We start from the raw sequence: 12,410 nt of genomic DNA, 5'->3' as shown, positions 1-12,410 counted from the left end.
GACAATGGCAGTAAACTGGACGCCAGCCCTGGCGGTAGGAGTAGCGGAAATTGACCGGCAACATCAGGAACTGTTTCGCCGCATTGATAACCTGTTAACCGCCATGTCCCAGGGGAAGGGTAAGGAAGAAGTGGGCAATATCCTGAAGTTTCTCGAAGACTATGTGGTGGTGCACTTTACCGCTGAAGAAAAACTGATGCAGAGCCACAACTATCCCGCTTTTAATGAACACCTGGCCCAGCATCAGGCCTTTATTCAGGATTTTGCCAAACTGAAAGAGCAGTTTAACCGGGAAGGTCCTTCTACCATGGTGGTTCTTGCGGTACAGCGCCGGGTGGTGGACTGGTTGCGGGAACACATCAGTCAACGGGATAAAGCCATCGGCGAATTTTTGCAAAAAGGGAAGTAAAGAAGAAAAACATTAATTGAGGACAGCGGGTTCTGTGCGGTCTAAAAGCATGGAACCCGCTGTTTTATGTAGCAGTGATTAAAAGTTTTTGGGACTTTTTTTCAGCCAGCAGCAGGAAAAAAGCAATGAATAGAGAATATAGTGGAGTAAAGTGGTGAGAAGTGGTTAGTTGTGGTGGCGAAGTGGGGTGAAAATGGATGTTCATGGGGGAATATCATCATACCATCGATCCCAAAGGCCGGCTGATTATTCCCGCCAAACTCAGGACTGGCCTGGGAGATCGCTTTGTCGCCACCAAAGGCATGGACAATTGCCTTTTTCTTTACCCCATGAACGAATGGCAGATCTTAGAACAAAAGCTGAAAGCCTTACCTTTCACCCGGGCTGATGCCAGGGCCTTTGTCCGTTTTTTCTTTTCCGGGGCTACTGAATGTGAAGTGGACAGGCAGGGGAGGATCCTGTTGCCGGCTAACCTGAGGGAATATGCCAAACTGGATAAGGATGTGGTATTCCTGGGGGTTTCCAGCCGGGTGGAGATATGGAGCAAGGAACTGTGGGAAAAATACAGTCAGGAAGCCGAAGCTTCCTACAGTGAAATTGCTGAAAAAATCGTAGACCTGGATTTGGGAATTTAGGGACAAAGGAGCTGACAGCAGTGGAGTTTCGACACAAGTCAGTGTTACTGGAAGAATGCATGGCGGCCCTGAACCTGCGACCAGGGGGTGTCTATGTGGACTGTACCCTGGGAGGAGGCGGCCACAGCCAGGAGATACTGCTCAGAACCGGGCCCGCTGGCAAACTGGTGGCCTTTGACCAGGATCCGGCGGCCATCCGGGCAGCAGGGGAAAGGCTGAAAGAATTCGGTGAACGGGTAACCCTGGTTCAGTCCAATTTCGTGAAATTGGAGGAGAAACTGCAGGAGCTGGGCTATACAGGTGTGGATGGCATCCTCTTTGACCTGGGAGTGTCATCCTATCAGCTGGATACGCCGGAAAGAGGGTTTTCCTACCAGCATGATGCCGTGCTGGATATGCGCATGGACCCGACTCAGCCAATCAGCGCTCGTGATTTACTGAACGAATGGCCGGAGGCGGAAATCGCCCGGATCATCAGAGAATATGGAGAGGAACGCTGGGCCAATAAAATTGCCGCCCTGATTGTGCGGGAACGCACAAACCGGCCGTTAGAAACTACCGGACAGCTAGTGGAACTGATCAAAAGAGCCATTCCGGTCAAAGCCAGGACCGGGGGGCCCCATCCCGCCAAACGGACTTTTCAGGCTTTGCGGATAGCTGTCAATAATGAACTGGAAAATTTCCGCTCTGCCCTGTTGCAGGCGGTGCGGATGTTGAAATCCGGGGGCAGGGTGGCGGTGATCACCTTTCACTCCCTGGAGGATAGAATAGCCAAACAAACCCTGGCCGAATTGGCCCGGACCTGTGTTTGTCCGCCGGAGTTGCCGGTATGTGTTTGTGGAAAACAGCCGGAAGTCAAGCTGATCGGAAAAGCAATTGAGCCTTCGGCGGAGGAAGTGGCAGAGAACCCGCGGGCCCGCAGTGCCAGATTAAGGGTGGCGGAAAAAATTTAAGTCATAGAGGGACAGGAGGTTGAATAAATTGTTGGTAGCGAAGGAGAGGGTGGATTTCCATTATGCCGAGCAGGCGACCAGACAACGGCCCGCAAAAAGACCGGTTGCCAGAAAAAGAAAGAAAGAAAATGTCGCTTTGCTCTTGACGGTGGTCATGGTGGGGTTTATTTTAGGATTAGTGGCCGCTTATCGTTATGCCATGCTGGCTCAGGCCGGCTACCGGCTGGACCAGTTGCAGAAACAGCTGGCGCTGGCAGAAGCGGAAAATCAGCAACTGCAGATGCAGGTAGATCAGCTCAAGTCTTTGCAGCGGATTGAGGCAATTGCTACCACCAAACTGGGGATGGTCAGACCTGATGGGACGCAGATGGTAGCGGTAACAGCACCAGTCCAGGCGGAATCGGTACATACCGCACCTGTAAAAGAGAAAAAGTCCCCGGTGGTTTCTGCTGCCCAGACCATTCAGCAGTCTTTAACGGAATTTTTTGCCCAGATCAAGAAAGGAACCGCTGAAGCCAGAATCAATTAATCGGCGAAGGAGTGGGGCGTGGTGTATGCCACCGGTATTATCATGCGGAGGCGGATTTCCATCTTAATGGCCGGTATCGGCCTTATTTTGATTTTGCTGCTGTTGCGGCTGGCCTGGTTGCAGTTCATCCGCGGCGATGAACTGACTAATAAGGCGCTGGAAAACAGGTTGCGGGAAGTGCAGCTGGAACCCAAGCGCGGTGTAATCTATGACCGTAATGGTAAAGAGCTGGCCATCAGTGTCAGTGCCGATTCGGTTGGAGCGACTCCAAGCCAGATTAAAGATCCGGTGGCGGTGGCAGAGGAACTAGCTCCCATTCTGGAAATGGACAAAGAAAAACTGATTAAACTATTAAGCAAGAAGGCCAGTTTTGTCTGGATAGCCAACAAGATCGACAGCCAGAAAGCCAGGAAAATCCGGGAAAAAAACCTGCCCGGGATTTCCCTGTATGAGGAACCGTTGCGTTATTACCCCAATGGCAGTTTTGCTGCTCATTTGCTGGGGTTTGTTCAGTTTCGCGGCAATATCGGCGGTGGCGGGATAGAGGCGGCCCTGGAGAAAGAGTTACGGGGAATACCGGGAAAAATTGTGGTGGAATATGATGCAGCAGGTCGGCCCATTCCCCAGGCTACCCACCGTTATTATCCCTCGGTAGAAGGCAACAGTGTGGTGCTGACCATTGATGAGACTATCCAGCATTTCGTGGAACGGGAACTGGATAAGGTGATGGAAAAGCACAAACCCGCTCATGCTGCCATAATAGTAATGGATGTCAAAACCGGGGAAATCCTGGCCATGGGGGTGCGGCCAACCTATGACCCTAACCAGTATTTCAAGTTCCCCCATGAACTGTGGTCCAAGAATTTTGCCGTAGCAGATGCCTACGAGCCTGGTTCTACTTTCAAGGTCATCACTGCCGCAGCTGCTCTGGAGGAAGGGGTAGTGCGGCCCCAGGACCGTTTTTATGATCCCGGTTTTAAAGAAGTGCTGGGAAAAAAGATTAAATGCTGGAAAGCCGGAGGCCACGGCAGCCAGAGCTTTGTGGAAGTGGCCCAGAATTCCTGTAACCCGGGTTTTATTGAGGTGGCTTTGCGGCTGGGAGTGGAAAAATTCAGTCGCTACGTGCGGGCTTTCGGTTTTGGCATGCCCACCGGCATTTCCCTGCCGGGGGAAGGGGAAGGGATTCTGGTCAATCCGAAAAAAGCGACCCAGCTTGATCTGGCTACCATGGCCATCGGCCAGTCCAATGCTGTTACACCCATTCAGCTGATTACCGCAGTGGCTGCGGTGGCCAATGATGGGATGCTGATGAAACCCCAGGTTGTTAAGGAAATCCGGGATATAAAAGGCAATGTGGTCAGGACCTTTGCACCCCAGCCGGTGCGGCAGGTGATTTCCACCACTACGGCCCGGGAACTGCGAGGGATCCTGGAACACGTGGTGGCCCGTGGTACCGGGCAAAAAGCCTATCTGGAAGGCTACCGGGCGGCCGGAAAAACGGGTACAGCCCAGAAAGCCGGGCCTGGAGGGGGATATGTGGCTGGCAAGTATGTGGCTTCCTTTGTCGGTTTTGCCCCGGCGGATAACCCCCGGGTAGCAGCTCTGGTGGTGATCGATGAACCCCAGGGCGGAGAATATTATGGTGGGGTCATCGCTGCTCCTGTATTCGGGGCGGTGATGGGTGACACTCTGAAGTATCTGGGGGTAATGCCCCAGCTGGATGCCGGGGTTAAACCTGATCCCAAACTGATACCCCGGCAATCCCGGCCGAAACAGACGGGCGAAAAGCTCAAGGCAGTGGAAGTGCCTTCCCTGGTCAACCTGCCGGTAGCGGAGGCCAGGCAGCTGGCGGAAAAGGCCGGACTCAAGGTGCTGGTGGAAGGGGAACAGGGCGTGGTCCAGCGCCAGTTCCCTCTGGCAGGAGCTGTGGTCACCCAGGGCACGGAAATCCTTCTCTCCACCCGGCGGGGTGAAGTGCCTGCGGGTACCAGGGTGACAGTACCGGATGTTAGTGGCAAAACCCTGCGGGATGCCGCTACTTTGCTGGCTTTGACCGGATTGAGGCTGGAGGCGGAAGGCAGCGGGGTGGCCTATGAGCAAAGCATAGCTCCCGGGGAAAAGGTGGTGGCTGGAACGGTGGTCAGGGTGAAATTCCGCCCTCCGGCAGAAGGAGGAAGTGGAGGGAACAATCCGACCCAGCCAACGGCCGGAACCTTGCCTGATTCTGAACTCAAGGATTAAAAAGCGAGCCGGTGGACAGAGTTGCTGCCGCCGGCTCTTTAGTTTATAATTTTATTTTATAGTGAATAATACATAATAGATTAAGGAAAGCTTTGCCAAGACCGGATAAGGAGGCATTCAGCGTGATTCTAAGTGAACTGCTTCAAGGACTGAAGACCAGCCAGGTGATAGGATCGCTGGCAGTAGAAATAAAGGGGATTGCCCACGACTCCCGCCGGGTGGAACCGGGCTTTCTCTTTGTGGCAATCCCGGGTTTTCGGGTGGATGGCCATGCTTTTATTCCTCAGGCTCTGGCTGCCGGAGCGGTGGCAGTGGTGGGGGAGAAGAAACCGGCAGACTGGCCGGAAAATGTTACCTGGATTGAAGTGCCAGACAGCCGTCGGGCCCTGGCTCCGCTGGCTGCCCGCTTTTACGGCTATCCAGCCAGCAAGCTGACCTTGATCGGGGTAACCGGTACCAATGGCAAGACTACCACTACCCATCTGGTGGAAGCAATTCTGCGCCAGGCCGGGCACAAAGTGGGCCTGATGGGTACCATTTACAACCGTCTGGGGGAGGAGATTTTGCCTGCTGAAAATACCACTCCCCTGCCCCTGGAATTGCAGGCGAACCTGAAACACATGGTGGAGCGGGGGGCCAGCCATGTGGTGATGGAAGTATCCTCCCATGGTCTGGACCTGGGCCGGGTGGATGAATGTTACTTTGCTGTGGGGATTTTTACCAACCTAACCCAGGACCATCTGGATTACCACGGCACTCTGGAAAATTACCGGGCGGCCAAGGCGTTATTGTTTAAAAAGGAGCGTTGCCGCATTGCGGTCATTAACCTGGATGATGCCCAGGGGGACTATTTCCGCCAGCTGGCGGAAAGGGAGGGTCTGGAGGTCTGGACCTATGGCCGACAGAAAGGGGCTATGGTCAGGGCCCTGCATCCTCGCATTACTGCCAGTGGCGTCAGTTTCCAGGTTGTTACCCCCAGAGGGGAGGCGGAAATCCAGTTGCAGCTGACAGGGGATTTCAATGTTTATAATGCCCTGGCTGCCCTTGGTGCTGGACTGGCTCTGGGTTATGAACTGGACTTAATCAAGCAGGCTCTGGCCGCTGTCCCCGGGGTGGCCGGTCGTTTTGAAAAGGTGGAGGCCGGTCAGCCCTTTACCGTGATCGTGGATTATGCCCATACGCCTGATGGACTGGATAATGTTTGCCGGACTGCCCGCCAGCTGGTACCGGCCGGACAGGGGAGGCTGATTACCGTGTTTGGCTGTGGCGGGGACCGCGACCGGGGCAAGCGGCCGAAAATGGGTGCCATTGCCGCCCGTTACAGTGATTATGTGATCATAACCTCAGATAACCCCCGCACCGAGGATGCGGCGGCCATTCTGGATGAGATTGAGCCGGGAGTGCGGGAAGCCGGAGGGAATGTGCCTTATGAAAAGATTGTGGATCGGCGGGCAGGAATTCGCCGGGCCCTGGAACTGGCCCAGCCTGGCGATCTGGTGCTGATAGCCGGTAAAGGCCATGAGACTTACCAGATTATCGGTCAGCAGGTGCTGCCTTTTGATGACCGCCAGGTTGTGCGGGAAGAATGGCAGCGGAAAGGGTGAGGAGCATGTTGCCATTGACTCTGGCGGAAATCGCCAGTGCTGTCCAGGGAGAACTAAAGGGCGGTCAGCCGGAAACGGTCATCAGCGAGGTGGTTACTGACAGCCGGCGGGTCCAGCCGGGACAGCTCTTCATCGCTCTGGTAGGGGAAAAGCATGATGCCCATAGCTTTTTACCCCAGGTAGCGTCAGCAGGAGCGGAGGCGGCTATTGTCAGCCGCCTGCCGGCAGAGGCCCTGGACTTGCCCTTGATTCTGGTGAAGGATACCCTGGTGGCACTGCAGCAGCTGGCAGCTTATGTTCGCCAGCGCTGGGGCGGGAAAGTGGTGGCTGTCACCGGCAGTGTGGGCAAAACTTCTACCAAAGATCTGCTGGTACAGGCTCTGGGATCCAGCTGGTCGGTTCGGGGGACTCAGGGCAATCTCAATAACGAAATCGGACTGCCCCTGACCATCTTGAGCCTTACTGGCCAGGAAGAGATTCTGGTTACAGAAATGGGCATGCGGGGGCCGGGTCAGATCGCAACCCTGGCTGACATCGCCCGGCCCGATCTGGGCATAATCACCAATATCGGGGATGCCCATATCGAACTGCTGGGCAGCCGGGAGGCTATCGCCCGGGCCAAAGGGGAATTGCTCTACGGGCTCAAGGCCGGCGGTCGGGCCATTCTCTGGGGGGATGACCCTTACTTGCGCCGGCTGGGCCAGGAATGGCAGGGGGACGTGATCTGGTATGGACGGGGGGAAGATTGTCATTTTCGGTTGACCTCCCTGCAGCTGGAGGCGGAAAGCAGCCGCTTTCAGGTGTTAACACCAGTGGGGCCGCTGGACCTGACTTTGCCCCTGCCCGGGGAGGCCATGGTCAATAACGCCCTGGCCGCCCTGGCCGCAGTCTGGGCTCTGGGGGGCGATGTGACCCGCAGCGGGGCAGCTCTGGCTCAGGCTCGTCTCTCCGGTATGCGCCTGGAAAAGAAAGAAATCAAGGGTGCGGTGATAAGAAATGATGCTTATAATGCCAATCCCCAGTCCATGGCGGTGGCGCTGGCCATCCTGGCCCGGCAGCCGGGGGAAAAGGTGGCTGTCCTGGGAGACATGCTGGAACTGGGGCCGATCGAGGAAGAGGCTCATCGCCAGCTGGGGCGGGAAGCCGGCAGGATGGGACTGGCTTTTCTCCTCACCATTGGCCCCCGGGCCCGCTGGATTGCCGAGGAAGCGGCCAGGGCAGGGCTGGCCGCAGACCGAATCAGGGCCTTGCCGGGACGGGAAGGAGCAGCCGGGCTGTTAAAGCCCTGGCTCCGGCCGGGAGTGACTATATTGTTTAAAGCCTCCCGTGGCATGGGATTGGAGAAGATTATCGGAGAACTGGAGCAGGAGGAGACTATGGCCAATGGTTAAAATTGCACTGGTTTTTGCTTTGTCGGCACTTTTTACCCTGGTTCTGGGGCCTGTTTTTTTGCCCTGGTTGCGCCGGCTCAAATTCGGTCAGTATATCCGGGAGGATGGGCCCAAAGCCCACCAGGCCAAGGCTGGCACTCCCACCATGGGTGGGTTGATGATGCTGGTCAGCCTGCTGGTGGTAACCCCCTTGCTCTTGCCCTGGCAGCTGGAGACGCTGGTGTTGCTCTTGTTTACTATCGGCTATGGCTTGATCGGTTTTGTTGATGATTACATAAAAGTTGTGATGAAACGCAACCTGGGCCTCAAGGCCAAACAGAAGATGCTGGCGCAGACTCTGCTGGCCCTGGCTCTGGCCTGGATGGCAGCTTATGGTCTTGACCACGGACCCCGCATCATGCTGCCGGTGCTGGGCCAACCGCTGGACCTATCCTTTCCTCTCTTTGCCCTTTTTATCTGGCTGGTGGCGGTGGGCACCACCAATGCTGTCAACCTGACTGACGGACTGGATGGACTGGCAGCCGGGGTTACTACTATCGTTGCCCTTACCTATGCGGTAATTGGAGCGGGTCAGGGCCAGCCAGCGGCAGCCCTGTTTGCGGCAGCCCTGGCGGGAGCCTGTTTGGGCTTTTTACGCTATAACCGGCATCCAGCACAGGTGTTTATGGGGGATACTGGTTCCCTGGCTCTGGGGGGAGCGCTAACCGCACTGGCAGTGGTGACCAGGACGGAACTATTGTTACCGGTACTGGGAGCGGTTTATGCTGCTGAAACCCTGTCCGTCATCATCCAGGTAATATCTTTTAAAACTACGGGTAAACGGGTTTTCCGTATGAGTCCTTTGCACCATCACTTTGAGCTGGGAGGCTGGCCGGAAAGCCGGGTAGTACGGACCTTCTGGAGCGCTGCCGCCATTGCCTGTGCTATTGGCCTGTTGCTCTGGCTGGCCGGCATGGTAGGATAAGGAGGATTAGACATGGATTTACTGGATAAAAATATACTGGTAGTAGGGATGGCCAAAAGTGGGGTAGCAGTTGCCCGCTTTGCCCGGGAAGCAGGGGCGCGAGTGACCGTCTGTGATGCCAAGAGCCGGGAGGAACTGGGGGAGAAGGCTGCTGAACTGGAACAGGCAGGCGTCAGGGTAGTGGCTGGTAGCTATCCCCGGGTAAGCCGACAGGAGTATGACCTGGTGGTACCCAGCCCGGGAGTGCCCCTGACCGTTCCACCTGTGGCAGAGGCGATGGCAGAAGGCATACCGGTTTTCAGTGAGATTGAGCTGGCTTCCCGCTACATTAACCAGCCGCTGGTAGCTATTACCGGCACCAATGGCAAAACCACCACCACATCCCTGATTGGTGCCATGACCCGCCAGGCCGGGTTAAAGCCCTGTGTGGCGGGGAATATCGGGCAGCCCCTGATTGCGGAAACCAGAGGCGACTATGGGGTCTATGTAGTGGAAGTCAGCAGTTTTCAGGCTGAAACTACAGTGGAATTCCGGCCCAGAGTAGCGGTGCTCCTCAATGTCACCCCTGACCATCTGGACCGCCATGGGACGATGGAAAATTATGCGGCTGCCAAGGCCAAAATCCTGGCCAATCAGCAGCCGGAAGATTTCGCAGTCCTCAATTATGATGATGAATGGGTGCGGGCAATGGCGGCTCAAACCCGGGCCCGGGTTATATTTTTCAGCCGCACGCATAGACTGGAAGAAGGGGTCTGCTGTGAGGAGGGGCAGGTAGTGGTGAAAAGCGGCGGACAGACTACTGTGATCTGTCCGGCCAGTGAAATTGCCATTCCGGGAGCCCATAACCTGGAAAACGCCCTGGCAGCTGTGGGTGCAGGCTGGGCCCTGGGAATAGAGGCTGCGGATCTGGCCCGGACCCTGAAAACTTTCCCCGGAGTTCCTCATCGCCTGGAATTTGTGGCGGAAATCCAGGGAGTAAGGTATATTAATGATTCCAAAGGCACCAATCCTGATGCGGCCATTAAGGCCCTGGAGGCTTATGAGCAGCCGATTGTCCTCATTGCTGGTGGCAAAAACAAGGGCAGTGACTTCGGTCTGTTTGCCCGCAAAATCAAGGAAAAATGCCGGGCGCTGGTGCTGGTAGGGCAGGCTGCTCCTGCCATTGAAGCAGCAGCCATTGAGGCAGGGGTCAGTCCCATTTACCGGGCCAGCACCTTTGCTGAAGCGGTGCATCTGGCTGCCGCCGCCGCCCGGCCTGGCGATGTAGTCCTTTTATCCCCGGCTTGTGCTAGTTGGGATATGTTCAACAATTATGAAGAACGGGGGGAACTCTTTAAACAGCTGGTTCACAGTTTAAGGAGGTAATGACCCGTGTATACCAGGAGAAGGGCGCCCGATTTTCTGCTTTTTCTGGCCGTAATGTCCCTGCTGGTGTTTGGTCTGGTTATGGTTTTCAGTTCCAGCTCCGTAACCAGTTATTACCGTTATGAAGGGGATGTCTTTTTCTTCTTTAAAAAACAGCTCCTCTGGGCCTGTCTGGGCACCATTACCCTCCTGGTCATGCAAAATGTGGATTACTGGCGCTGGCGACGCTTTACTATGCCGGCCCTGTTTCTGGCCATTGCCCTGCTGCTTCTGGTCCTCTTGCCGGGAGTGGGTAAGACGGTCAATGGGGCACAGCGCTGGATCAATCTGGGGTTTATGAGTTTCCAGCCTTCGGAAACCATCAAGTTATGTATGGTGCTGTTTTCCGCCCATTATCTGGCTGCAGCCCGGCAACAGCTTCATTCCTTTACCAGGGGCACATTGCCTTTGCTGGGGGTACTGGGGCTGGTCTGTGGCCTGATTTTGCTGCAGCCTGACCTGGGGACAGCTGTGGCGCTGGCGGGTACAGTCTATATTATGCTGTATGCGGCCGGAGTGCCCTATAAACAGCTGGTCGGGCTGGCGTTAAGCGGGCTGGCGGCGGTGGCGCTGGCCATTGTCCTGGAGCCCTACCGCATGCGGCGTTTTCTGGCCTTTCTGGATCCGGAAGCTGATCCCATGGGCAGTGGTTATCATATTATCCAGTCCCTTTATGCCATTGGTTCCGGTGGCTTTTTTGGCAAGGGGCTGGGGCAGAGTTTGCAAAAATATTTCTATTTGCCGGAACAGCATACTGACTTCATTTTTGCTATTATCGGGGAAGAGCTGGGTTTTCTGGGCGGGGCCCTGGTCATCTTTCTGTTTATGATCCTGGTCTGGCGAGGGCTAAGGGTGGCTATTACCGCCCCGGATGCCTATGCCAGTTTGCTGGCTGCCGGTCTGACTTCAATGGTAGGCTTGCAGGCAGTGGTCAATATCGGGGTGGTAACCGGTTCTCTGCCGGTAACGGGTATTACTTTGCCGTTTATCAGTTTTGGTGGCACCTCCCTGGTGTTTTCAATGGCCGGGATTGGACTTTTGCTCAATATTTCCCGCTATACCCTTGACCATTGACATAAAGAAGGTGAAACTATGCGTCTACTGGTGACCGGTGGTGGAACCGGGGGGCACATATATCCAGCCCTGGCGGTGGCCCGGGCCTGGCAGGAGCGGTTTGGCAGCGGCTCGGTGCTTTATGTGGGCACCAGCAGGGGCCTGGAAGCCCGACTGGTGCCGCCCACGGGTATTCCATTCCTGACGGTGGAGGTACAGGGACTGCCGCGCACTATCAACCGGGAATTGCTGACTTTTACTCCCCGCCTGCTGCGGGGATTAAAACAGGGGCGGCGAATTCTGAGGGAATTTCGGCCCCAGGTGGTGCTCGGCACCGGGGGTTATGTCTCCTTTCCTGTGGTGGCCCTGGCTACCCTGGCCGGAATTCCTGCTCTTTTACATGAACAAAATGCCTTTCCCGGTCTGGCCAATCGTTTGCTGGCCCGGCGGGTGGCGGGCGTAGCCCTGACTTTCCCGGAGGCAGCTGTCCGTCTTCCGGCCGGGGTGGAGTACCGGGTAACCGGTTTGCCGGTGCGGCCGGAGATCAGCCGGGTAAGCCGGGAGGAAGGGCTGGCCTATCTGGGGCTGGAGGGCAAACGCCCGGTCCTGCTGGTTACCGGGGGTAGCCGGGGAGCGCGCAGTATCAACCGGGCCATGCTGGGGGTCTACCGCGCGCTCAACCACTTGCCTCCTCTGGATATAGTCCATATAACCGGTGAGCTTACTTTTGCTGAAACCATGGATTCAATTTCCGTTTTAGGTATAGAAAACTATAAAAAGGGCAATATTTACATTAAACCCTACGAACACCAGATGGCCCATGCCCTGGCGGCTGCTGACCTGATTCTCTGCCGGGCCGGGGCTACTACCCTGGCGGAAATTACGGTGCGGGGCCTGCCTGCTATTCTGGTGCCCTATCCCTATGCAGCGGAAAACCATCAGGAATATAACGCAAGGGCCCTGGTCCAGGCGGGAGCGGCCCACATGCTGCTGGATCGGGAGCTGAATGGCCAGCGGCTGGTAAGTTTGCTGACGGAATTATTGCAACAGCCCCGGCGTTTGCAGGAAATGGCGGCAGCTGCTCGCCAGCTGGGGAGACCGCAGGCTTTAGCGGATCTGATGGAGTTTTTACTGGAAAAAGCCCGTTAATTTTCTGGCAGTGGACCGGACAAGCCCGGTCACACATTATAGGCAAAATTCATAGAATGCTATGCGCTTCCGGAAAGG

At 55.9% G+C, this 12,410-nt stretch carries 11 protein-coding genes; all 11 read left to right on the top strand.

Annotated features, from left to right (window positions below; all coding sequences use genetic code 11):
- The first annotated feature begins 4 nt into the window (after positions 1-4).
- The 11 genes from ULO1_RS07155 to murG all read left to right on the top strand — a co-directional run bounded on the left by ULO1_RS07155 (position 5) and on the right by murG (position 12,332).
- Entirely contained in the window at positions 5-409 is a 405-nt protein-coding gene (locus tag ULO1_RS07155) for a bacteriohemerythrin (RefSeq protein ID WP_078664578.1), read from the top strand.
- 197 nt (positions 410-606) lie between these two features.
- Positions 607-1,044 (top strand): division/cell wall cluster transcriptional repressor MraZ, encoded by a 438-nt coding sequence (mraZ, locus tag ULO1_RS07150; protein WP_079907869.1) that lies wholly within the window; start codon positions 607-609, stop codon positions 1,042-1,044.
- Between the two features lie 20 nt (positions 1,045-1,064).
- Positions 1,065-1,997: a 16S rRNA (cytosine(1402)-N(4))-methyltransferase RsmH gene (rsmH, locus tag ULO1_RS07145; RefSeq protein ID WP_079907870.1), complete on the top strand. Its 933-nt coding sequence runs from the start codon at positions 1,065-1,067 to the stop codon at positions 1,995-1,997.
- A gap of 28 nt (positions 1,998-2,025) precedes the next feature.
- Positions 2,026-2,526: a cell division protein FtsL gene (locus ULO1_RS07140; protein WP_078664581.1), complete on the top strand. Its 501-nt coding sequence runs from the start codon at positions 2,026-2,028 to the stop codon at positions 2,524-2,526.
- Positions 2,527-2,547: 21 nt separating this feature from the next.
- Positions 2,548-4,767: a stage V sporulation protein D gene (locus tag ULO1_RS07135; protein ID WP_143325426.1), complete on the top strand. Its 2,220-nt coding sequence runs from the start codon at positions 2,548-2,550 to the stop codon at positions 4,765-4,767.
- A gap of 122 nt (positions 4,768-4,889) precedes the next feature.
- Positions 4,890-6,371 carry a UDP-N-acetylmuramoyl-L-alanyl-D-glutamate--2,6-diaminopimelate ligase gene (locus tag ULO1_RS07130; protein WP_079907872.1) on the top strand — a complete coding sequence of 494 codons (1,482 nt, stop codon included), beginning with the start codon at positions 4,890-4,892 and terminating at the stop codon, positions 6,369-6,371.
- A 5-nt stretch (positions 6,372-6,376) separates the two neighbouring features.
- Positions 6,377-7,762 (top strand): UDP-N-acetylmuramoyl-tripeptide--D-alanyl-D-alanine ligase, encoded by a 1,386-nt coding sequence (murF, locus tag ULO1_RS07125; RefSeq protein WP_159446845.1) that lies wholly within the window; start codon positions 6,377-6,379, stop codon positions 7,760-7,762.
- Entirely contained in the window at positions 7,755-8,726 is a 972-nt protein-coding gene (gene mraY / locus ULO1_RS07120) for a phospho-N-acetylmuramoyl-pentapeptide-transferase (protein WP_078664584.1), read from the top strand. Before murF ends, mraY begins: the two co-directional genes overlap by 8 nt.
- Before the next feature lie 12 nt (positions 8,727-8,738).
- Positions 8,739-10,091 carry a UDP-N-acetylmuramoyl-L-alanine--D-glutamate ligase gene (murD, locus tag ULO1_RS07115; RefSeq protein WP_079933265.1) on the top strand — a complete coding sequence of 451 codons (1,353 nt, stop codon included), beginning with the start codon at positions 8,739-8,741 and terminating at the stop codon, positions 10,089-10,091.
- 6 nt (positions 10,092-10,097) lie between these two features.
- Positions 10,098-11,204: a putative lipid II flippase FtsW gene (gene ftsW / locus ULO1_RS07110; protein ID WP_143312005.1), complete on the top strand. Its 1,107-nt coding sequence runs from the start codon at positions 10,098-10,100 to the stop codon at positions 11,202-11,204.
- Between the two features lie 18 nt (positions 11,205-11,222).
- On the top strand, positions 11,223-12,332 hold the full coding sequence (murG, locus tag ULO1_RS07105) for an undecaprenyldiphospho-muramoylpentapeptide beta-N-acetylglucosaminyltransferase (protein ID WP_079933264.1): 1,110 nt from the start codon (positions 11,223-11,225) through the stop codon (positions 12,330-12,332).
- Positions 12,333-12,410: the final 78 nt, after the last annotated feature.

The organism is Carboxydocella sp. ULO1, from assembly GCF_002049255.1.
Taxonomy (GTDB): Bacteria; Bacillota.
Note: the sequence above shows the minus strand (reverse complement) of the source record. Positions and strands in the feature narration are given on the sequence as shown.

Bases quoted from the DNA above. Each gene is read 5' to 3' on its own strand.
- ULO1_RS07155 (WP_078664578.1), top strand. From the start codon at position 5: ATGGCAGTAAACTGGACGCCAGCCCTGGCGGTAGGAGTAGCGGAAATT.
- mraZ (WP_079907869.1), top strand. From the start codon at position 607: ATGTTCATGGGGGAATATCATCATACCATCGATCCCAAAGGCCGGCTG.
- murF (WP_159446845.1), top strand. From the start codon at position 6,377: ATGTTGCCATTGACTCTGGCGGAAATCGCCAGTGCTGTCCAGGGAGAA.
- mraY (WP_078664584.1), top strand. From the start codon at position 7,755: ATGGTTAAAATTGCACTGGTTTTTGCTTTGTCGGCACTTTTTACCCTG.
- murD (WP_079933265.1), top strand. From the start codon at position 8,739: ATGGATTTACTGGATAAAAATATACTGGTAGTAGGGATGGCCAAAAGT.
- murG (WP_079933264.1), top strand. From the start codon at position 11,223: ATGCGTCTACTGGTGACCGGTGGTGGAACCGGGGGGCACATATATCCA.